Genomic DNA, 20,179 nt, shown 5'->3' on the forward strand with positions numbered 1-20,179 from the left:
AAGTGGCATCACTGCAGTTGCGCTTCAGGCAACGTCAGTGTGCGCGGGATCAGCGACGCATCCCAGTGGGCAATGCCCCAATTCAGCACTTCCCGTGGCGTGGCGTCATTGAGTTCGATAACGGGAGTGTGCCCCAGCGCCCGCAATGCGCGCAGCAACAGCGGCGTGGCCTGATCTTCGGTGAGTGGCGGCGAGCGATAGGACTTTCCGAGTTTGTGGCCGTCCGGCTGGGTAATCAACGGGATGTGCAGGTAGCGTGGTTGCGGCAGGCCGAGCAGTTCTTGCAGATAGAGCTGGCGTGGCGTGGAGTCCAGCAGGTCGGCGCCGCGCACGATATCAGTGATGCCTTGCCAGGCATCGTCTAGCACCACCGCCAATTGATAGGCGTAGAGCCCGTCGCGGCGACGAATCACGAAGTCACCCACCTCGCGGCCCAGGTGTTGACGGAATTCGCCCTGCACCCGGTCGATGAAGTGGTATTCCAGCTCCGGTACACGCACGCGGATCGCCGCATTCTCAGTGCCGTGCCCAGCGTTGCGGCAGAACCCGGGATAGATGCCGTGATACGGCTCCAGTTGCTTGCGCGAGCAGGTGCATGCGTAGGCCAGGCCCTGGCTGAACAGGCGATTGAGGACTTCGGCGTAGGCCGCGTGCCGGTCACTCTGTCGGACCATCTCGCCATCCCATTCGAAACCATAGCTTTCCAGCGCCTTGAGAATCGCCGCCTGAGCACCGGGCTCCTCGCGTGGCGGATCTAGATCCTCCATTCGCACCAGCCAGCGCCCGCCGACCGAACGGGCGTCGAGGTACGAGGCCAGCGCTGCAACCAGCGAACCGAAGTGCAGATGCCCGCTGGGCGTGGGGGCGAAGCGCCCGATGTAGGCGGAAGAGGCGATGGCGGTCATAAGGGCGATGTCAGGCTGTCCAATCGTATTGAGCACGGCTTGAAGCCGCCTTCACGAGCAAGCTCAGCTCCTACAGGAGATTGCGCCAGCCTTTGTAGGAGCGAAGATTGTTCCGGGCGGCGATCCGACGAAGGCGATTTCGAAGTCGCAACAAATATCAGCAAATATCAGAAACAAAAACGGAGCGTTCGCACGCTCCGTCTTTCGTTCAAGTCGAGATTACTTGCCGACTTGCTTTTCCTTGATTTCCGCCAGGGTCTTGCAGTCAACGCACATGTCGGCGGTAGGACGGGCTTCCAGTCGCTTGACGCCGATTTCGACGCCGCAGGACTCGCACCAACCGTATTCTTCGTCTTCGATCAGTTGCAGGGTCTTGTCGATTTTCTTGATCAGCTTGCGCTCACGGTCGCGGGCGCGCAATTCGAGGCTGAATTCCTCTTCCTGGCTGGCACGGTCTGCCGGGTCAGGGAAGTTGGCCGCTTCGTCTTTCATGTGATCAACGGTACGGTCGACTTCCTGCATCAAGTCCTGTTTCCACTTGTTCAGGATCTTGGTGAAGTGAGCACGCATGGGTTTACCCATGTACTCTTCGCCCTTCACTTCTTTGTAGGGTTCGAAGCCGCTGATCGACTGATTTTGCTGCTTTGCTTGGGTGGGCATGAAATGGACCGCCTCTACTCTTGTAATCCATTGCGCAGGATTGCTCCATCACCGACACCTGCCGGCCCTGCGGCTGCAAGCGGGCGAACTTACCAGATCAAATCGGACCGCGCTACTCCCGGATGTCGAGCCCGCGGCCCGTGGTGCTTGCAAAAGATTGCAAAGCTTCGTCTGGTGGCTAGGGAGACCTGATCAATTATTGATTTTAGCCAAACCTGAGACATACGCTTGAATCGATTGAGACCAGCATTATATGGCTCTGACCGCTTTAGGCTCTCGCTCGTTCCTGCGCTTGGGTAGAATCAATTCTTTTCCCCGTTGTAAGGAAGGCTAATGGCTCTGTCCTACAGTGCGCGTAGTCGCGCTATCGAACCGTTCCACGTTATGGCCCTGCTGGCGCGGGCCAACGAGCTGCAAGCGGCTGGCCACGACGTGATTCACCTGGAAATCGGCGAGCCGGACTTCACCACCGCCGAACCGATCATCCAGGCCGGCCAGGCCGCGCTGACGGCGGGGAAGACCCGTTACACCGCCGCTCGCGGCATTCCTGAGCTGCGTGAGGCCATTTCGGGTTTTTATCAGCAGCGTTACGGGCTGAACATCGATCCGCAACGCATCCTGATCACGCCTGGCGGTTCAGGCGCATTGCTGTTGGCCAGTGCCTTGCTGGTGGACCCAGGCAAGCACTGGCTGCTGGCCGACCCGGGTTATCCGTGCAACCGGCACTTCCTGCGCCTGGTGGAAGGTGCGGCGCAACTGGTGCCGGTCGGCCCGGACGTGCGTTATCAACTGACCCCGGACCTGGTCGCGCGTCACTGGGATCACGACAGCGTCGGTGCCCTGGTCGCATCGCCGGCCAACCCCACCGGGACCATCCTGACCCGTGATGAACTGGCCGGGCTATCCGCGGCGATCAAGGCCCGCCACGGTCATTTGGTGGTCGACGAGATTTACCACGGCCTGACTTACGGCACGGACGCGGCCAGCGTGCTGGAAGTCGATGACGGCGCTTTCGTCCTCAATAGCTTTTCCAAGTATTTCGGCATGACCGGCTGGCGCCTTGGTTGGCTGGTCGCACCTGAAGCAGCGGTCGGTGAACTGGAGAAGCTCGCCCAGAACCTCTACATCAGCGCACCGAGCATGGCCCAGCACGCGGCATTGGCCTGCTTCGAGCCCGCCACCATCAGCATTATCGAGGAGCGCCGCGCCGAGTTCGGTCGACGTCGCGACTTCCTCCTGCCAGCCCTGCGGGAATTGGGTTTCGGTATCGCCGTAGAGCCGGAAGGCGCGTTCTATTTGTACGCCGATATCAGCAAGTTCGGCGGCGATGCCTTCGCGTTCTGCCGACACTTCCTCGAAACCGAGCATGTTGCAATTACTCCGGGCCTGGACTTCGGTCGTCATCAGGCCGGGCATCATGTGCGGTTTGCGTACACCCAAAGCCTTCCGCGCTTGCAAGAAGCAGTCGAGCGGATCGCCCGCGGTTTGAAGAGCTGGCAAGGCTGATGCGTTTTCATCCTCCCCTTGAAGAGGGGCGCTTGATTCGTCGTTACAAGCGTTTTCTTGCCGATATCGAAACCGTTGGCGGCGAGTTGCTGACCATTCACTGCCCGAACACTGGCTCGATGCTTAATTGCCAGGTCGAGGGCGGGCAAGTCTGGTTCAGCCGCTCCACCGACCCCAAGCGCAAGTTGCCCGGCACTTGGGAAGTTGGCGAAACCCCACAGGGGCGGCTGTTCTGTGTGAACACCGGGCGCGCCAACGGCTTGATCGAGGAAGCGTTGCAGGCTGGCGTCATCACCGAGTTGAACGGCTTTACCGAACTGAAGCGCGAAGTGGCCTATGGTCAGGAAAGCAGCCGTATCGATTTTCGTCTCGATTACCCGGGCGGGCCGGCTTATGTGGAAGTCAAAAGCGTCACCCTGGGCTTTGATGGCTCGGCGGTGGCGGCATTTCCTGACGCGGTGACCCAGCGTGGGGCCAAGCATTTGCGCGAACTGGCGCATTTGGCCAGGGACGGGATTCGGGCAGTGCAGTTGTATTGCGTGAACCTGACAGGGATCGACGCGGTGCGTCCTGCCGAAGAAATCGATTCGGCCTACGCAGCTGCGTTGCGTGAGGCAGTGGCGTGTGGAGTCGAAGTGCTGGCGTATGGCGTGCGCTTGACTCACGAAGAGATGGTGGTCGATCGGCGACTGGATGTGCTGTTGAACGGTTAGAGCGTGACCCAGATTCCTTGCTCATCTTCGTGGCAGGGGATGCTGGTCAGGGATTGTCCGGCGCAGGGGCCGGCGACGCATTCACCGTCCTCGATCAGAAACAGTGCGCCGTGGGTCGCGCACTGGATCAAGCTGTTGCTGGGGTCGAGAAACTGGTCGGGCTGCCATTCCAGCCCGACGCCCCGGTGCGGGCAGCGATTTTCATACACATACACCCGACCGCCCCGGCGTACGGCCAGGAGCTTCTGGCCGTTGACGTCGAAACCGCGACTGCTGGCGTCAGCCAATTCGGCGCCTGTGCAAAGAAGCTTCATGTCTATCCTCAAGTCCTGTGGCTCGTGACCTGGTACGTCCGAGCTTGACGTTCAAATGCAAGCAATTATCAAATGACGGCTCGCCCGCAGGGCGATTACCGGATGCCGAGAATACTTGGCCTGTCATAACTATGCCCGGGAAACCTTTGAAGGAGGCTGTTTATGCACCTGTTCGATCCCGGTACGACTGGCCAATGACCCTTCTGATTAAACCTCGTGCGTTGTTCATTGGCTTGAGCCTGTTGTGTTTGCTGGCGATCTGGCTGTCGCTGGCGTTGGGGCCGGTGAGTTTGCCGTTGTTCGACACCTTGCGCGCGGCGCTGCGCTTGGTCGGCCTGCCGATTGCCGCCGACGGGTTGGAGCAGGCCGAACTGATCCTCGGGCAAATCCGCCTGCCGCGAACCTTGCTCGGTTTGGCGGTGGGCGGGGTTCTGGCGCTGTCTGGTGTGGCAATGCAGGGGTTGTTTCGCAATCCTCTGGCCGATCCGGGCCTGATAGGGGTGTCGAGCGGCGCGGCATTGGGCGCGGCTATCGCGATTGTCGGCGGCTCGGTATTCGGTGGACTGCCTGAATCCTTCGGGCCATATCTGTTGTCGGTGTGCGCGTTTCTCGGCGGGTTGGGGGTGACGGCGCTGGTCTATCGACTGGGGCGACGCAATGGCCAGACCAACGTCGCGACCATGCTGCTGGCCGGTATTGCATTGACTGCCCTGGCTGGTTCGGCGGTCGGGCTCTTCACCTATCTGGCGGATGACGCGACCCTGCGCACCCTGACGTTCTGGAACCTGGGCAGCCTTAACGGCGCCAGTTATGCGCGACTCTGGCCGTTATTGCTGGTGAGTACCGGTGTGGCACTGTGGTTGCCGCGTCGGGCCAAGGCCTTGAACGCATTATTGCTGGGGGAGTCGGAGGCCGGCCACCTGGGTATCGACGTCGAAGGACTCAAGCGCGAATTGGTGTTCTGCACGGCGTTGGGTGTCGGCGCGGCGGTAGCTGCGGCGGGGATGATCGGGTTTGTCGGCCTGGTGGTGCCGCATCTGGTGCGACTGCTGGTCGGCCCCGATCATCGGGTGTTGTTGCCGGCGTCGGTGTTGGCGGGGGCCAGTCTCCTGTTGTTTGCTGATCTGGTGGCGCGGCTGGCGCTGGCGCCGGCTGAGTTGCCGATCGGGATTGTCACGGCCCTCATCGGCGCGCCGTTCTTTCTGTATTTATTGCTCAGAGGGCGTGCCTGATGTTGCGAGCGCAGAACCTGCAAATCCGCCGCGGTCGAAAAATTGTCCTGACGGACATCACCCTCGAGCTTAAACCGGGCGAAGTCCTCGGCGTGTTGGGGCCTAATGGCGCCGGCAAAAGCACGTTGCTCGGCGCCCTGTGCGGGGAATTGCCTGCGGACCATGGCAGCGTCTGGCTCGATGAGCGTGAGTTGAGTCATTGGAACGGAGCGCAGCGAGCCCGGCGTTTGGCAGTATTGCCGCAAGTGTCGACCCTGGACTTTGCCTTTCGCGTCGAAGAAGTGGTCGGCATGGGCCGTCTGCCTTATCAAAGCGGTCGGGTCCGGGATGAGGAGATTGTCGCCGCCGCGTTGCAGGCGGCCGATGCGGGGCACTTGAGCGGTCGCAGTTATCTGGCGTTGTCCGGTGGCGAACGTCAGCGGGTGCATTTGGCGCGGGTGTTGGCGCAGCTTTGGCCGGGCGAGGCGGGGCAGACGTTGTTGCTCGATGAGCCGACGTCGATGCTCGACCCGCTGCATCAGCACACCACTCTGCAAGCGGTGCGTGAATTCGCCGATCGCGGTGCGGCGGTGCTGGTGATCCTGCATGATCTGAACCTGGCGGCGCGTTATTGTGATCGCTTGTTACTGCTTGAAGGTGGGTGTCCTGTGATGCTGGACACGCCGGAACAGGTATTGCGCCCGGAACCGCTCAAGGCAGTGTTCGGGCTGGAAGTATTGGTGCAACCGCACCCGGAGCGTGGGCATCCGCTGATCATCGCCCGCTGAGGTGTTTTAGGGATGAAAACACGCGTGATGGTTTTTCTGGCCGCGCTGTTACTGAGTGCTTGCCAGCATGTAGCGGTGCCGCCGGTCAGCGGCGAAATCCGGGATTTGCGCAGCGGTCAGACCCTGACCGCGCAAGAACTGCTTGCACGGTTGGCGGAACCTTCGCGGTTGATCGTCGGCGAGCAGCATGACAATCGTGATCACCATCAACTGCAATTGTGGTTATTGCAGGCACTGGGTGAGCGACGGCCTCAAGGCAGTCTGCTGCTGGAAATGTTGACGCCGGCTCAGCAACAGCGCGTCGATGACGTTCGGCATACCTCACCGCTGCCGACCGATTTGTCCGGGGCATTGGCCTGGCAGCCGGGATGGGACTGGAGTCTTTACGGGCCGATCGTTCGTTTTGCCCTGACTCAGCCGTACCCGTTACTGGCGGCCAATCTGGACACGCCTGAAGTCCGTACTGTCTATGCCAAACCGCCAACATTGAGCGGTGCGCGTTCCAACGCTCCGACGGTCAGGAACGAGTTGCTGGCACAGATCAGCGATTCCCACTGCGGCTTGCTGCCTGAATCACAGATGCCCGCGATGCTGGCCGTGCAGCAGCAGCGTGACCGGCGGATAGCCGAGCGATTACGGGCGGCACCGATGCCTTCACTGTTGTTTACCGGCGCGTTCCACGCCCGCAAGGATGTCGGGGTGCCGATCCATGTGCTGGACCTGGGGGAGCCCAAGGCACCAACGGTATTGATGCTGGCGGAGCAGGGCGCTGAGGTCACGTCGGCCATGGCCGATTACGTCTGGTATACGCCCACCACGCCACCGCAGGATTACTGCGCGCAAATGCGCAAGCAGTTCGGCAAGCCGTCAGGCCAATAAGATCACGCGAGTTTTCCACAGGCAAAAAAAGACCCGGCAAGAGCCGGGTCAAATAACCGTGATTAGCCTGATGAGGAGATAATCTGAGAGTCCGAACCAAGGGCTTTTCAGAATATCGACCAGTCTCGCGACCAGTTGTGATAATCATAGCGATTCTCATTACCAAGTCAATCGCTGATTTCTCGTTTCCGTGAATTACGTCATTCCTTCGCTGGAAAGCCTCGTAATCATTGGGTTTCAGGCTGTGCGTTCGAGTGAAATTATCCGTTCAATTCTTGTGGCGAGACGAAATAGCATCCAGCTGTTTGTTCAAGGCTTCCTTGCGCTCGGCGGGAATGTCGTTCCAGTGGACATCCATCAACGCGCCTTCAATCGCATACAACAACACCTTGGACGCCCGAAAACCGCGAGTGCGCACGGCCCGATAAGCGTCCACAGCTCCCAGCCGACGCAAGTCCGAGGCACTGTGGATGCCCACGGCATGCAGCCATTGCGCCGACGTCTTGCCAAGATTCTTCAGGTGTTGCAGTTCATCATTCATCAAGCCTCCTTGCGACAGCCGAATGGTGCGTGGGCGAGCCTCTCAGCAGTGTAGCCATCAGTAGGAAAAGCGTGATTGTTTGGTCGGTTTCGACGCAAAAGCTTCTAAGAGGAAAACTCAAGAAGCGGCGTGAAAAGGCGGAGCATGTAGTCCGAGGGCGTGTGGGAAATTGAGTTTTCGAGCAAAAAAAGTACAACGTCCAGCGCAAGGCGGGGGCGCTGGACTGGGTGAGACGTCGCTTTTAGCGGGTGCGATAACGCAGGCGTGTACCGAAATTCATCGACATCAGGATCTCATCGGCACTCAGCTCTGGCGGGAAGTAGGCGCCGGAGATCTGCGCGTGGGCCAGGCTCGCGCCTTCCAGGGATGAGTTGCGAAAGTCGACGCCGCGCAAGTCGGCAGAGCGAAAGTAGGCATCGGTGAAGTCGATGCCGTCGGCGTTCAGTTCACGCAGATCGAGCCCGCGGAAGTCACCACCGACCATGTCGATAGGTCCATCTTTCGGGCGTTCATTGTTGAAGCTTGTGATGTCGTCTTTGTGCAGCAAGGCATAAAGCGGGGTGTCGAGAAGTTTTGGCTGGCTCATGTCACATCACCTGATGGTTTTATGACGCCAGTATAGTGCCACTATTTGGCAGCCGTGAAGCCGGTGAGGGCTTCACGGTTGAAATAGTTTCTTACAGACCAGGCAGGCGCTGGCGAATCTGCGCAACGACCGTATCGAGGGTGCCACTTTCATTGGTCTGGACGCGCTTGCTGCAGAGGATTTCTGCTGGCGTCAGTGCCTCGCGGCTGGCTTGCTGGGCGGCGATAACAGCCAGGTTGGCGTCGGACGGATCGTTGTTGTCCGCCTGGCGTTGCTTCAACCAGCTCTCGATCACCGCTTGTGGCGCGTCGCAATCGAGGATCAGGAACGGCGCGCCGGTGGCCTCGGCGATTTTTGCCGCGCTGTCGCGTTGGTCGCGCTTGAGATAAGTGGCATCGATCACCACCGGGAAGCCGGCACGCAGAATTACATTGGCAACCTCATGCAGGCGGGCATAGGTGGCGACGCTGGCGTCGGCGCTATAGATGCCGGCCTGCGGGTCGTTCGGTACGGTCTGTTCGCCGAACATGCGCTTGCGCTCGACATCCGAACGCAGGCGAATGGCACCCAATGCTTCCACCAGGCGCATGGCCACATGGCTTTTGCCGACGGCGGAAACACCGTGGGTGATCGCCAGGAAACGCGAAGGAATGGTGCTGTAGCTTTCCGCCAGGTTGGCGTAGTTGCGGTACTGACGCAGAGTGGTAGCGCGCTGCACCGGGTCGGCCTCGGCCGGCATGCTGAACAGGCTGACCTTGGCGCGAACCAGGGCGCGGTAGGCTTTATAGAAGTTCAGCAGCTCAAGACCCTGGTAGTCGCCGGTCAGTTCCAGGTATTGGCTGATGAAACGGCGCGCCAGGCTCTTCAGGCCGCGGTCTTCCAGGTCCATTGCCAGGAAGCCGGTGTCGGCGTAAACGTCGGTGAAGCGGAACGGTTCGTTGAACTCGATGCAGTCGAAGATCACCACTTTGCCGTCGATCACGGTAGCGTTGCCCAGGTGAATGTCACCATGGCATTCACGAATGAAGCCGTCGGCCTTGCGCTGGGCGAACAGTGGCTTGAGGCGCTCGAAGCTGCTTTCGGCCCAGGCTTGCAGTGCCTCGAGTTGCAACAGATCGGCCTTGTCGCTGAGGAACGGAAGGATCTGTTCGAAGTTCTGCCGTACCGGCGCCATGACGCTGTCCGGCGTGCCGGCTTCGTGTTCGGCAGGCACTTTCGGCGCACTGAGGTGGAATTGAGCGATCTGCGCGGCCATCGCGTCGATGTGCGTGGTGGTCAATTCGCCGTTGGCTTGCAGGGTGCTGAGCAGTTGGCTTTGCGGGAACTGACGCATTTTCAGGGCGTAATCGACAACCGGACCATCGCCGCCCAGTTGTGGCGCCTCGGCACTGCCGGTGATCGGTAGCACTTCAAGATACAAGTCATGGGTCAGGCGCTGGTTCAGGCGCAGCTCTTCGCCGCAGAAATGCTTGCGAGCTTCGAGACTGGTGAAATCGAGGAAGCCGAAATTCACCGGCTTCTTCACTTTATAAGCATAGGGACCGGTGAGTATCACCCAGGAAATATGGGTCTCGATGACCTGGAACCCTTCTACGGGATGCGGGTAGAGGGCCGGGTTTTGCAGGGCAGCGATCAGGGACTGGCTCACAGGCGATCCTTCAGAGTCTGGGGGGAAATTCAAGGCCGTCATTATGGCTGCAAGTCCGTCCGACGCAAACCTCAGAGGGCTCCTGTTGAGGATGAATAAAGTGCGTATAATCCGCCGCCATGACTCGATCTCGATCCCCCCGCACCCCTAAAAAACCACCTTCCAAGGGCATGCGCCCCTGGCTGGGCTGGGCCCTTAAACTCAGCCTGGTCGGCCTTGTGGTGCTGGCCGGGTTCGCGGTTTACCTCGACGCCGTGGTTCAGGAGAAGTTTTCCGGCAAGCGCTGGACCATCCCGGCCAAGGTGTACGCGCGCCCGCTCGAGCTGTTCGTCGGACAAAAGCTCAGCAAGGACGACTTCCTCACCGAACTCGATGCCTTGGGCTACCGACGCGAAGCGGTCAGCAACGGCCCCGGCGCGGCAGCGGTCAATGGCAATACCGTCGACTTGAATACCCGAGGCTTCCAGTTCTATGAAGGCATGGAGCAGGCGCAGCCCGTGCGCGTGCGGTTCTCCGGCGATTACGTGGCCGAGCTCTCGGCGACCAACGGTTCGAAGCTTTCCGTGGTGCGACTGGAGCCGCTGCTGATCGGCGGGATTTACCCGAAAAACCTTGAAGACCGCATCCTGATCAAGATCGATCAGGTTCCGCCGTATCTGCTCGAAACCCTGGTTGCTGTAGAAGACCGGGATTTCTACAGCCACTGGGGCGTGTCGCCGAAGTCGATTGCCCGAGCTATCTATGTCAACACCTCGGGCGGCAAGATGACCCAGGGCGGTAGTACGCTGACGCAACAGTTGGTCAAGAACTTCTACCTCACCAGTGAACGCAGCCTGACCCGTAAGCTCACCGAAGCCATGATGGCGATGTTGCTTGAGCTGCATTACGACAAGAGCGAAATTCTTGAGGCTTACCTCAATGAAGTATTCGTCGGCCAGGATGGTCAGCGCGCGGTGCACGGCTTCGGCCTGGCCAGCCAGTTTTTCTTCGGGCAGCCATTGTCCGAGCTGAAACTGCATCAAGTCGCTTTGTTGGTGGGCATGGTCAAGGGGCCGTCCTATTACAACCCGCGCCGCAACCCTGAGCGGGCTCTGGAGCGGCGCAATCTGGTGCTCGATGTTCTGAAGGAGCAAGGCGTTGCCAGCGCCGAACAGGTTGAGGCGGCGAAGAAAATGCCACTGGGTGTGACCACTCGCGGCAAGTTGGCCGACAGCTCGTTCCCGGGCTTCCTTGATCTGGTTAAACGTCAGTTGCGCGAAGACTACCGCGACGAAGACTTGACCGAAGAAGGGCTGCGAATCTTCACCAGTTTCGACCCGATCCTGCAGATGAAAGCCGAAGCCTCGGTCAACGACACGTTCAAGCGCCTGGCCGGGCGCAAGGGTTCCGATGACGTGGAAGCCGCGATGGTCGTGACCAACCCGGAAACCGGTGAGGTCCAGGCCATGATCGGCAGCCGTCAGGCGAGTTTTGCCGGTTTTAACCGTGCGTTGGACGCGGTGCGACCGATCGGCTCTTTGATCAAGCCGGCGGTTTATCTGACCGCTCTTGAAAAGCCGAGCCAGTACACGCTCACCAGTTGGCTATCGGACGACTACTTCTCGGTCAAAGGCGCGGACGGTCAGATCTGGAAACCACAGAACTATGATCGCCGTTCCCACGGCACGGTGTTCCTGTACCAAGGGTTGGCGCATTCCTACAACCTGTCGACCGCGCGTCTCGGGTTGGCGGTGGGCGTGCCGAATGTCTTGAAGACCCTGGCACGCCTGGGCGTAAGCCGCGAATTCCCGGCGTTCCCGTCGATGTTGCTCGGTGCCGGCGGTATGACCCCGATCGAAGTGGCGACCATGTACCAGACGCTGGCCAATGGCGGGTTCAATACGCCGATGCGCGGGATTCGCAGCGTACTGACTGCCGAGGGCGAGCCGCTCAAGCGTTATCCGTTCCAGATTCAGCAGCAATTTGATCCGGCGTCCATTTACCTGATCCAGAACGCCATGCAGCGCGTCATGCGCGAAGGTACCGGTAGTTCGGTTTATAACGTGTTGCCGAAAACCCTGACCCTGGCCGGTAAGACCGGTACCAGTAACGATTCGCGGGACAGCTGGTTCGCCGGTTTCAGTCAGGATCTGCTGGCCGTTGTCTGGCTGGGGCGCGATGATAATGGCAAGACACCGTTCACCGGTGCCACCGGCGCGTTGCAGGTCTGGACCAGTTTCATGCGCAAGGCCGATCCGCTGCCGCTGGACATGCCGCAACCGGACAACATTGTTCAGGCCTGGGTCGATTCGCGCACTGGTCAAGGTTCCGAAGCCAACTGCCCAGGTGCGGTGCAGATGCCGTATATTCGCGGCAGTGAACCGCCTCCCGGTGCTGCTTGCGGTGGTGAAAGCCCTGCAGAATCGGTGATGGATTGGGTCAAGGGCTGGATGAATTAAGCAAAGAGGATTTGAAGTGAACAAGTGGTTGATTCCAGCGGTGACTGCCGTGGCTTTGCTCAGCGGCTGCTCCACTGTGCAGCGTGGTTCGATCCCGGTTGAGGATGCCGGCACTGCCGTCTCCAACAGTGAGCGGATTTCGGCGAATGGCGGTTTCCGTCAGTCGACGGTGAAACGTCCTGTACAAGCTCAGACTCAGGCGATCCCGCAAGGTGACACCGGGGTCGTGGTGATGGTCCCGGGTGGTGGCGCCGTCTCCTCGGCACCGATCAGCACTTCGCCGATTACCCCAGGCCCGATTACTCCGGGGCCGATTGATACCTCGCCGGTTCAGTCGGCGCCGATCAATCAGGGTAGCTACAGCATGCCGTCGACGCCCAGCGGGATTCCTTCGGCGAACTCCGGCGGACTGTCCGCCGATGAACAACTGGACGGTCCGGTCCTGGCATTGTTGACCACCGCCCAGCAGCAACAGGCCAGTGGCGACCTTAATGGTGCATCTTCCAGCCTCGAACGTGCCCAGCGTGTTGCACCGCGCGAGCCGCAAGTACTTTATCGCTTGGCCCAGGTGCGTATGGCTCAAGGTGATGCGGCTCAGGCCGAGCAGTTTGCCCGCCGTGGCCTGACGTTCGCCAATGGGCGTCCGGATCTTCAGGCCAGCCTGTGGGAATTGATCGCCCAGGCCCGAGAGAAGCAGGGTGACCCGGCCGGTGCTGCGTTGGCTCGTCAGAAGGCCAAGGTTTCGCTGTGATGGATATGCGCTTTCCGAAGATTGCCGAACAGTTGCTGTTGATCGAGCGCGAGCTGCGCGTTCAGGGCTGGTGGGATGAAGTGCCGCCGTCTGCTGAGGCGCTCTCCAGCGTTGAACCGTTTTCGGTGGATACGCTGGATTTCGAGCAATGGCTGCAATGGGTCTTCTTGCCAAGGATGAAGTCGATCCTGGAGCAGGATCTGCCATTGCCCAACGCATCAGGGATTCAGGAGATGGCCGAAATGGTCTTCGCCTCCCGCAATGTCCAGGGCAAGGATCGGCAGCTTCAGGTCTTGCTCAAAGAGTTCGACGCGTTGATCACCGTCTCCCGCTGAATCGGAAACTGCCAGTGCTTACTGGCAGTTTTTCGCAATCTGTTTCTGTGCTTCGGTGAGGCGCTCCTGACGTTGTTGGTCGGTCAGGCGGCGCGTCTCGCCGTCGACTTCCTCCCGCAATCGCGGATTGTTCTGCAGTTGAGCCAGGTTCGTCCGAGCTTGTTCACAGAACACTCTTAGCTGGGCCTGCTGCTCGGCGACCTGCTTTTTCACTTTGTGATCGATGGCCTTTTGATCGCCGATGACGTTGCCGCGCGGTAGCGCGCCCGGCTTGCCGACGGGCGGGGAGGGCGTGACCATGACGGTGGCCTCCCGGCCTTGGGGCGGCTGTGCATCGAAATGGGTGACGCCCTGGGCATCGACCCATTTATAGATCTGACCCGCCATGCACAAAGGGCTCAGGCTGATCAGCAAGCTGGCGGTGAAGATGAGCGTTCGCATGCCATTTCCTTATCGGGGGTGCGCAATTGAAGCTAACACAGTTGCGGTTTAAAGGTTTTTTCTTGCGTTCTCATGCGCTTAGTTCAATAAAGCACATTGACGGCTTGACTTGCGATGGGCGAAACAGAAGAATCCAAAGTCCGCTGTAGAGGGACTGCCAGAAGCAGACCCACTCGGCAGATCATGAGGCGCACATCCGCGCCGACCTGTTACACCCGCAACGCGTTACCTCGCGCTGGGTGGGAAAGGCCCGCAACACTTGGGACGATCCCAATACTTGCTCAGTCAGTGCTGACGTAGTCGGCGACCACCGTCGCTCATGCTCTGCCGAGAAGTAAACCTATTAAGACCCGTCCTCTTGTATGTGGGCGGTATTCTGGCGTTTTAGAGGTGAACAACGTGGAGCTTTTATCTGGCGGTGAGATGCTCGTCCGCTTTTTGCGTGACGAAGGCGTCAAATATATCTACGGGTACCCGGGTGGTGCTCTTCTTCATGTCTATGATGCCCTGTTCAAAGAACCGGAAGTGACCCACATCCTGGTTCGTCACGAGCAGGCTGCGACCCATATGGCTGACGGCTATGCCCGTGCCACCGGTAAAGCCGGCGTGGTACTGGTGACGTCCGGCCCGGGCGCAACCAACGCCATCACCGGTATTGCCACGGCCTACATGGACTCCATTCCGATGGTGGTCATTTCCGGCCAGGTGCCTAGCACCATGGTAGGCACCGATGCGTTCCAGGAAACCGACATGATCGGTATCTCCCGGCCGATCGTGAAGCACAGCTTCATGATCAAGCACGCCTCGGAAATCCCGGAAGTCATGAAGAAGGCGTTCTACCTGGCGCAATCCGGTCGTCCTGGTCCGGTCGTTGTCGATATCCCGAAAGACATGACCAACCCGGCCGAAAAGTTCGAATACATCTTCCCGAAAAAAGCCAAACTGCGTTCCTACAGCCCGGCCGTTCGCGGTCACTCCGGGCAAATCCGCAAGGCAGCCGAAATGCTTCTGGCGGCCAAGCGCCCTGTGTTGTATTCGGGCGGCGGCGTGATCCTCGGTGGTGGCTCTGCGCCGCTGACCGAGCTGGCGAAGATGCTCAACCTGCCAGTGACCAATACCCTGATGGGCCTGGGTGCCTACCCTGGCACCGACCGTCAGTTCATCGGCATGCTCGGCATGCACGGCAGCTACACCGCCAACCTGGCGATGCACCATGCCGATGTGATCCTTGCAGTCGGCGCGCGTTTCGATGACCGCGTGATCAACGGCCCGGCCAAGTTCTGCCCGAATGCCAAGATCATTCACATCGACATCGACCCGGCTTCGATTTCCAAGACCATCAAGGCAGACGTGCCTATCGTTGGCCCGGTCGAGAGCGTCCTGACCGAAATGGTCGCGATCCTCAAGGAAATCGGCGAGACCCCGAACAAGGAGTCCGTTGCCAGCTGGTGGAAGCAAGTTGATGAGTGGCGCGGTGACCGCGGTCTGTTCCCTTACGACAAGGGCGACGGCAGCGTGATCAAGCCGCAGACCGTGATCGAAACCCTGTGCGAAGTGACCAAGGGCGACGCCTTTGTGACCTCCGACGTGGGTCAGCATCAGATGTTCGCGGCGCAGTACTACAAGTTCAACAAGCCGAACCGTTGGATCAACTCCGGTGGCCTGGGCACCATGGGCTTCGGTTTTCCGGCGGCCATGGGCATCAAGCTGAGCTTCCCGGATGACGATGTCGCCTGCGTAACAGGCGAGGGCAGCATCCAGATGAACATTCAGGAACTGTCGACCTGCCTGCAATACGGTTTGCCGGTAAAAATCGTCATCCTGAACAATGGCGTGCTGGGTATGGTTCGCCAGTGGCAGGACATGAGTTATGGCAGCCGTCACTCGCACTCCTACATGGAATCGCTGCCTGACTTCGTCAAACTGGCAGAGGCCTATGGTCACGTTGGCGTGCGCATCACCGACTCGAAAGATTTGAAGTCGAAGATGGAGGAGGCGTTCGCCATGAAAGATCGCCTGGTGGTTATCGATATCTCGGTTGACACCAGCGAGCACGTCTACCCGATGCAGATCAAAGACGGCTCCATGCGTGATATGTGGTTGAGCAAGACGGAGCGTACTTAATCATGCGGCACATTATTTCCCTGCTTCTGGAAAACGAACCGGGCGCTCTGTCTCGTGTAGTCGGCCTGTTTTCGCAGCGCAACTACAACATCGAAAGCCTGACCGTGGCGCCAACCGAAGACCCGACTTTGTCGCGTCTGACGCTAACCACTGTCGGCCATGATGAAATCATCGAGCAGATCACCAAGAACCTGAACAAGCTGATCGAAGTGGTCAAACTGGTCGACTTGTCGGAGAGTGCTCACATCGAGCGCGAACTGATGCTGGTCAAGGTCAAGGCCACCGGCGCCCAGCGCGCCGAGATCAAGCGCACCACCGATATTTATCGTGGGCAGATCGTTGATGTCAGCGCCAGCGTGTATACCGTTCAATTGACCGGTACCAGCGACAAGCTCGACAGCTTCATTCAATCGATCGGCACTGCCTCGATTCTGGAAACCGTACGCAGTGGCGTCACCGGGATTGCCCGCGGCGACAAAGTACTGAGCATCTAAACCAAATTAGCGAATGGCCTGAGGGCCAGATATAAAGGGGAAATTCATGAAAGTTTTCTACGATAAAGACTGCGACCTGTCGATCATCCAGGGCAAGAAAGTTGCCATCATTGGTTACGGCTCCCAAGGCCACGCTCAAGCGTGCAACCTGAAAGACTCCGGCGTTGACGTTACCGTTGGCCTGCGTAAAGGTTCGGCCACCGTTGCCAAAGCTGAAGCCCACGGCCTGAAAGTGACTGACGTTGCTTCCGCCGTAGCAGCTGCCGACCTGGTCATGATCCTGACCCCGGACGAGTTCCAGTCCTCGCTGTACAAGAACGAAATCGAGCCGAACATCAAGAAAGGCGCCACCCTGGCCTTCTCCCACGGTTTCGCGATCCACTACAACCAGGTTGTTCCGCGCGCTGACCTCGACGTGATCATGATCGCGCCGAAAGCTCCGGGCCACACCGTGCGTTCCGAGTTCGTCAAAGGCGGCGGTATCCCTGACCTGATCGCTATCTACCAGGATGCTTCGGGCAACGCCAAAAACGTTGCACTGTCCTACGCTGCCGGCGTTGGTGGCGGTCGTACCGGCATCATCGAAACCACCTTCAAGGACGAGACCGAAACCGACCTGTTCGGCGAACAAGCCGTTCTGTGCGGCGGTACCGTTGAGTTGGTAAAAGCCGGTTTCGAAACCCTGGTTGAAGCTGGCTACGCGCCGGAAATGGCCTACTTCGAATGCCTGCACGAATTGAAGCTGATCGTTGACCTCATGTACGAAGGCGGTATCGCCAACATGAACTACTCGATCTCCAACAACGCTGAGTACGGCGAGTACGTGACAGGTCCGGAAGTAATCAACGCCGAATCCCGTCAGGCCATGCGCAACGCCCTGAAACGTATTCAGGACGGCGAATACGCCAAGATGTTCATCAGCGAAGGCGCCACCGGCTATCCTTCGATGACCGCCAAGCGTCGTAACAACGCCGCTCACGGTATCGAAATCATCGGTGAGCAACTGCGCTCCATGATGCCGTGGATCGGTGCCAACAAGATCGTCGACAAAGCCAAGAACTAAGTCACGAGCTTGTACGGAAAACGCGGCCTAGGCCGCGTTTTTTCGTTTGGATCCGCCGGTTCTGGTATAAAGCTGCATCGTTTGCGGTCGAACCGTCGTCCCAGACACCTGTCGAAACTTTCCACCCCGTTGCAAGGTAATGTCCATGAGCGAACGTCCCGAAGAGCCAAAGCAGGCTTCTGACGCCGAAAGCCTTCTGCCCATCGATGAGCACATCGAAGAAGGGCATGACGCTGAAGGCCGTAAAGTCCGGCATCGTGGTATCTATCTTCTGCCGAATCTGTTCACCACTGCGAACCTCTTCGCAGGGTTCTATTCCATCATCAACTCGATGAGCGCCCAGAGCGCCTTGAGTGCCGGTGATGCAATCGGCGCGAGCAAGTATTTTGCGTTTGCCGCGATCGCGATTTTCGTTGCCATGGTGCTCGACGGCCTCGACGGTCGCGTCGCTCGCATGACCAACACCCAAAGCGCCTTCGGTGCGGAGTACGACTCGCTGTCGGATATGGTTGCCTTTGGCGTCGCGCCGGCTTTGCTGGCATTCGGCTGGGCCTTGGGCGATATGGGCAAAGTCGGCTGGATGGTCGCCTTCATCTATGTGGCGGGTGCGGCGTTGCGCCTGGCACGCTTCAACACGCAGGTCGGCACCGCCGACAAGCGCTACTTCATCGGTCTGGCCAGCCCGGCCGCGGCCGGTGTGGTCGCGGGCATTGTCTGGGCGTTCAGCGATTACGGCATTCAGGGTTCCAAAATGTCGTTCCTGGTTGCACTGATGGTTGCCGCCGCAGGCATGCTGATGGTCAGTAACATCAAGTACAACAGCTTCAAGGAGCTGGACTTGAAGGGGCGCGTTCCCTTTGTCGCGATCCTGGCAGTGGTGCTGGTATTTGCCGTTGTATTCAGTGATCCGCCGCGCATCCTGCTGCTGGTTTTCCTTGCCTATGCGGCTTCCGGGCCGGTGCAGTACCTGCTGCGTCTTCGTCGGCACAAAAAAGCCGAGTGATGTAATTTCCCTCATACTCCGCAGTCTATGGGTGCATCTGTCCTCCAATGCTGCGGAGTTGCCATGCTGATCAAAGTCCCCAAAGCGTCTGACTGTCATGAGTCAGACGTCACGCCTGAATCTCTCTACCTTTCTCGTCGCAATGTATTAGGCGCGGCCGTTGCCGGTTTGGCTGTGAGTACGCTGCCGCGCTGGGCGAGTGCCGACGATGCTGCGCGTTATGCCGATGTCGAGCCTGGCAAGGCGCCGTCCTGGTTTGCCGAAAAACTGCCTTCCACTAAATGGGGGGCGGTCAACGTCAAGGATGAAGCAATCACGCCTTTCAAGGATGCGACCCACTACAACAACTTCTATGAGTTCGGTACCGACAAAGGCGATCCTGCGGCCAACGCCGGTGCGCTAAAAACCGAACCGTGGAGCGTGGTGGTAGACGGGGAGGTGGGTAAGCCGGGGCGGTATGCGCTGGAAGACTTCATGAAGCCTTATCAGCTGGAAGAGCGTATTTATCGTCTTCGCTGTGTGGAGGCCTGGTCGATGGTCATTCCGTGGATAGGTTTTCCAATTTCGGCTTTGCTGAAGGAAGTAGAACCGACGTCCAAGGCCAAATTTATTCGCTTTGAAACCCTGCAAGATCCCAAGAGTATGCCTGGACAACGTTCTGGCTTCGCCTTGATCGACTGGCCATATGTAGAAGGGCTGCGTCTGGATGAGGCGATGAATCCGTTGGCGATTCTCGCTGTAGGCATGTATGGACGTGAGTTGCCCAATCAGAACGGTGCGCCGCTACGTCTGGTGGTGCCGTGGAAATACGGCTTCAAGAGCATCAAGTCCATCGTGCGAATCAGCCTGGTCAGTGAGCAGCCGAAAACCACCTGGCAGAGCATTGCCTCGAATGAGTATGGCTTTTATGCGAACGTGAACCCGACAGTCGACCACCCGCGTTGGACGCAGGCACGGGAAAGGCGTTTGCCGAGCGGTCTGTTCAAGCCCAATGTGCGGGACACGCAAATGTTCAACGGCTACTCGGATGAAGTCGCTTCTTTATATGCAGGGCTCGATCTGCGGAAGAATTACTGATGCGATATCTGTTCTGGCGTATTGGTGTCTTTATCGCCGCAGCTGTTTGGCCGCTGCTTTGGTTGTATCAAGCCTGGGCGGATGTGCTGGGGCCTGATCCAGGAAAGGTGCTGGTTGATCGTCTAGGGTTGGGGACGCTTGTCCTGCTGCTCATTACGTTAAGCATGACGCCATTGCAGAAGCTCACCGGTTGGTCGGGGTGGATAGCTGTCCGACGGCAGTTGGGGTTGTGGTGTTTCGCCTATGTGGTTTTGCATTTGAGCGGTTATACGGCGTTCATCCTCGGCTTTGATTGGTCACAACTGGGTATCGAGTTGCGCAAGCGGCCGTACATTATCGTCGGGGTGCTGGGTTTTCTCGGTTTGTTGGCGCTGGCGGTTACCTCCAATCGTTACAGTCAGCGGCATTTGGGCGTTCGCTGGAAAAGACTGCATCGGTTGGTCTATGTGATTCTCGGGCTTGGGTTACTGCATATGTTGTGGATCGTTCGCGCCGATCTGAGGGAGTGGGCGATCTACGCTTCTATAGGTGCGTTGTTATTAGTATTGAGATTGCCGCCTGTAACCCGCCGAATTCCACGTTTAATCGTTAAAAAGGCACCTTCTGCAAGAAAGGCGTAATTAGAGGTTGACGGCAGATCCTGGACGTCTATAATTCGCCCCACTTCCGGCGCAGTCGAAACGGAAAACTCCTTGGTAAACA

At 58.9% G+C, this 20,179-nt stretch carries 21 protein-coding genes; 14 read left to right on the top strand and 7 right to left on the bottom strand.

The genetic code is table 11. The features are described from left to right. Positions 1–8 precede the first annotated feature (8 nt). Positions 9–905, bottom strand: coding sequence for a tRNA glutamyl-Q(34) synthetase GluQRS (gene gluQRS / locus AC07VO_RS28525; RefSeq protein ID WP_018930204.1), 897 nt, complete (start codon positions 903–905; stop codon positions 9–11). A 219-nt stretch (positions 906–1,124) separates the two neighbouring features. Continuing rightward, positions 1,125–1,565 (bottom strand): RNA polymerase-binding protein DksA, encoded by a 441-nt coding sequence (gene dksA / locus AC07VO_RS28530; protein ID WP_007902025.1) that lies wholly within the window; start codon positions 1,563–1,565, stop codon positions 1,125–1,127. A 333-nt stretch (positions 1,566–1,898) separates the two neighbouring features. Here dksA and AC07VO_RS28535 point away from each other — a divergent pair, with 333 nt between their 5' ends. Together AC07VO_RS28535 and sfsA are read left to right on the top strand one after the other, a co-directional pair. Further along, positions 1,899–3,071, top strand: a complete 1,173-nt coding sequence (locus AC07VO_RS28535; RefSeq protein WP_086945889.1) for a pyridoxal phosphate-dependent aminotransferase — start codon at positions 1,899–1,901, stop codon at positions 3,069–3,071. Continuing rightward, positions 3,071–3,784 carry a DNA/RNA nuclease SfsA gene (gene sfsA, locus AC07VO_RS28540; protein WP_086945888.1) on the top strand — a complete coding sequence of 238 codons (714 nt, stop codon included), beginning with the start codon at positions 3,071–3,073 and terminating at the stop codon, positions 3,782–3,784. The genes AC07VO_RS28535 and sfsA overlap by 1 nt, the downstream gene beginning before the upstream one ends. Here sfsA and AC07VO_RS28545 read toward each other — a convergent pair. Beyond that, positions 3,781–4,098 carry a Rieske (2Fe-2S) protein gene (locus AC07VO_RS28545; protein ID WP_064620359.1) on the bottom strand — a complete coding sequence of 106 codons (318 nt, stop codon included), beginning with the start codon at positions 4,096–4,098 and terminating at the stop codon, positions 3,781–3,783. The genes sfsA and AC07VO_RS28545 overlap by 4 nt on opposite strands. A 248-nt stretch (positions 4,099–4,346) precedes the next feature. Between AC07VO_RS28545 and AC07VO_RS28550 the strand changes: the two genes are divergently transcribed. The 3 genes from AC07VO_RS28550 to AC07VO_RS28560 are packed head-to-tail and all read left to right on the top strand — an operon-like array spanning position 4,347 to position 6,976. Then, positions 4,347–5,330: a FecCD family ABC transporter permease gene (locus tag AC07VO_RS28550; protein WP_167331204.1), complete on the top strand. Its 984-nt coding sequence runs from the start codon at positions 4,347–4,349 to the stop codon at positions 5,328–5,330. Beyond that, positions 5,330–6,097, top strand: coding sequence for a heme ABC transporter ATP-binding protein (locus tag AC07VO_RS28555; protein WP_086945887.1), 768 nt, complete (start codon positions 5,330–5,332; stop codon positions 6,095–6,097). The genes AC07VO_RS28550 and AC07VO_RS28555 overlap by 1 nt, the downstream gene beginning before the upstream one ends. Positions 6,098–6,109: 12 nt before the next feature. Further along, complete coding sequence (locus tag AC07VO_RS28560) at positions 6,110–6,976, top strand: ChaN family lipoprotein (protein WP_086945886.1); 867 nt, start codon at positions 6,110–6,112, stop codon at positions 6,974–6,976. A gap of 268 nt (positions 6,977–7,244) precedes the next feature. Here AC07VO_RS28560 and AC07VO_RS28565 read toward each other — a convergent pair whose 3' ends face one another. The 3 genes from AC07VO_RS28565 to AC07VO_RS28575 form a co-directional block, all read right to left on the bottom strand. After that, positions 7,245–7,517 (bottom strand): TfoX/Sxy family protein, encoded by a 273-nt coding sequence (locus AC07VO_RS28565; RefSeq protein ID WP_009050884.1) that lies wholly within the window; start codon positions 7,515–7,517, stop codon positions 7,245–7,247. Positions 7,518–7,758: 241 nt separating this feature from the next. After that, entirely contained in the window at positions 7,759–8,103 is a 345-nt protein-coding gene (locus tag AC07VO_RS28570; protein WP_018930211.1) for a pentapeptide repeat-containing protein, read from the bottom strand. Positions 8,104–8,194: 91 nt separating this feature from the next. Then, positions 8,195–9,751: a bifunctional aminoglycoside phosphotransferase/ATP-binding protein gene (locus AC07VO_RS28575; RefSeq protein ID WP_064620349.1), complete on the bottom strand. Its 1,557-nt coding sequence runs from the start codon at positions 9,749–9,751 to the stop codon at positions 8,195–8,197. 119 nt (positions 9,752–9,870) lie between these two features. On the opposite strand from AC07VO_RS28575, the gene mrcB reads away from it, so the two are divergent. The 3 genes from mrcB to AC07VO_RS28590 are packed head-to-tail and all read left to right on the top strand — an operon-like array spanning position 9,871 to position 13,275. Next, entirely contained in the window at positions 9,871–12,189 is a 2,319-nt protein-coding gene (gene mrcB, locus AC07VO_RS28580; protein ID WP_064620347.1) for a penicillin-binding protein 1B, read from the top strand. Between the two features lie 16 nt (positions 12,190–12,205). Continuing rightward, positions 12,206–12,940, top strand: coding sequence for a tetratricopeptide repeat protein (locus AC07VO_RS28585; RefSeq protein WP_018930214.1), 735 nt, complete (start codon positions 12,206–12,208; stop codon positions 12,938–12,940). Further along, complete coding sequence (locus AC07VO_RS28590) at positions 12,940–13,275, top strand: YqcC family protein (protein WP_018930215.1); 336 nt, start codon at positions 12,940–12,942, stop codon at positions 13,273–13,275. The genes AC07VO_RS28585 and AC07VO_RS28590 overlap by 1 nt, the downstream gene beginning before the upstream one ends. 18 nt (positions 13,276–13,293) lie before the next feature. Here AC07VO_RS28590 and AC07VO_RS28595 read toward each other — a convergent pair whose 3' ends face one another. Continuing rightward, positions 13,294–13,716, bottom strand: coding sequence for a DUF4124 domain-containing protein (locus AC07VO_RS28595; RefSeq protein ID WP_064620345.1), 423 nt, complete (start codon positions 13,714–13,716; stop codon positions 13,294–13,296). Positions 13,717–14,115: 399 nt separating this feature from the next. Between AC07VO_RS28595 and AC07VO_RS28600 the strand changes: the two genes are divergently transcribed. The 6 genes from AC07VO_RS28600 (at position 14,116) to msrQ (ending at position 20,097) form a co-directional block, all read left to right on the top strand. Further along, positions 14,116–15,840, top strand: coding sequence for an acetolactate synthase 3 large subunit (locus tag AC07VO_RS28600; protein ID WP_026286735.1), 1,725 nt, complete (start codon positions 14,116–14,118; stop codon positions 15,838–15,840). Positions 15,841–15,842: 2 nt separating this feature from the next. Then, positions 15,843–16,334 carry an acetolactate synthase small subunit gene (ilvN, locus tag AC07VO_RS28605; protein ID WP_003205610.1) on the top strand — a complete coding sequence of 164 codons (492 nt, stop codon included), beginning with the start codon at positions 15,843–15,845 and terminating at the stop codon, positions 16,332–16,334. Positions 16,335–16,380: 46 nt separating this feature from the next. Beyond that, the gene (ilvC, locus tag AC07VO_RS28610) at positions 16,381–17,397 is read left to right on the top strand and encodes a ketol-acid reductoisomerase (protein WP_003228216.1); all 1,017 of its coding nucleotides are present in this window, start codon (positions 16,381–16,383) and stop codon (positions 17,395–17,397) included. Positions 17,398–17,542: 145 nt separating this feature from the next. Next, complete coding sequence (gene pssA / locus AC07VO_RS28615; RefSeq protein WP_008006914.1) at positions 17,543–18,400, top strand: CDP-diacylglycerol--serine O-phosphatidyltransferase; 858 nt, start codon at positions 17,543–17,545, stop codon at positions 18,398–18,400. Positions 18,401–18,463: 63 nt separating this feature from the next. Continuing rightward, positions 18,464–19,477, top strand: a complete 1,014-nt coding sequence (gene msrP, locus AC07VO_RS28620) for a protein-methionine-sulfoxide reductase catalytic subunit MsrP (RefSeq protein ID WP_018930219.1) — start codon at positions 18,464–18,466, stop codon at positions 19,475–19,477. Then, positions 19,477–20,097: a protein-methionine-sulfoxide reductase heme-binding subunit MsrQ gene (gene msrQ, locus AC07VO_RS28625; RefSeq protein ID WP_086945885.1), complete on the top strand. Its 621-nt coding sequence runs from the start codon at positions 19,477–19,479 to the stop codon at positions 20,095–20,097. Before msrP ends, msrQ begins: the two co-directional genes overlap by 1 nt. Positions 20,098–20,179: the final 82 nt, after the last annotated feature.

The organism is Pseudomonas sp. GW821-FHT03E01 (genome assembly GCF_059420765.1).

Coding starts and splice junctions, on each gene's coding strand:
- gluQRS (WP_018930204.1), bottom strand. CDS start 905: ATGACCGCCATCGCCTCTTCCGCCTACATCGGGCGCTTCGCCCCCACG.
- dksA (WP_007902025.1), bottom strand. CDS start 1,565: ATGCCCACCCAAGCAAAGCAGCAAAATCAGTCGATCAGCGGCTTCGAA.
- AC07VO_RS28535 (WP_086945889.1), top strand. CDS start 1,899: ATGGCTCTGTCCTACAGTGCGCGTAGTCGCGCTATCGAACCGTTCCAC.
- sfsA (WP_086945888.1), top strand. CDS start 3,071: ATGCGTTTTCATCCTCCCCTTGAAGAGGGGCGCTTGATTCGTCGTTAC.
- AC07VO_RS28545 (WP_064620359.1), bottom strand. CDS start 4,098: ATGAAGCTTCTTTGCACAGGCGCCGAATTGGCTGACGCCAGCAGTCGC.
- AC07VO_RS28555 (WP_086945887.1), top strand. CDS start 5,330: ATGTTGCGAGCGCAGAACCTGCAAATCCGCCGCGGTCGAAAAATTGTC.
- AC07VO_RS28560 (WP_086945886.1), top strand. CDS start 6,110: ATGAAAACACGCGTGATGGTTTTTCTGGCCGCGCTGTTACTGAGTGCT.
- AC07VO_RS28565 (WP_009050884.1), bottom strand. CDS start 7,517: ATGAATGATGAACTGCAACACCTGAAGAATCTTGGCAAGACGTCGGCG.
- AC07VO_RS28570 (WP_018930211.1), bottom strand. CDS start 8,103: ATGAGCCAGCCAAAACTTCTCGACACCCCGCTTTATGCCTTGCTGCAC.
- mrcB (WP_064620347.1), top strand. CDS start 9,871: ATGACTCGATCTCGATCCCCCCGCACCCCTAAAAAACCACCTTCCAAG.
- AC07VO_RS28590 (WP_018930215.1), top strand. CDS start 12,940: ATGGATATGCGCTTTCCGAAGATTGCCGAACAGTTGCTGTTGATCGAG.
- AC07VO_RS28595 (WP_064620345.1), bottom strand. CDS start 13,716: ATGCGAACGCTCATCTTCACCGCCAGCTTGCTGATCAGCCTGAGCCCT.
- ilvN (WP_003205610.1), top strand. CDS start 15,843: ATGCGGCACATTATTTCCCTGCTTCTGGAAAACGAACCGGGCGCTCTG.
- ilvC (WP_003228216.1), top strand. CDS start 16,381: ATGAAAGTTTTCTACGATAAAGACTGCGACCTGTCGATCATCCAGGGC.
- pssA (WP_008006914.1), top strand. CDS start 17,543: ATGAGCGAACGTCCCGAAGAGCCAAAGCAGGCTTCTGACGCCGAAAGC.
- msrP (WP_018930219.1), top strand. CDS start 18,464: ATGCTGATCAAAGTCCCCAAAGCGTCTGACTGTCATGAGTCAGACGTC.
- msrQ (WP_086945885.1), top strand. CDS start 19,477: ATGCGATATCTGTTCTGGCGTATTGGTGTCTTTATCGCCGCAGCTGTT.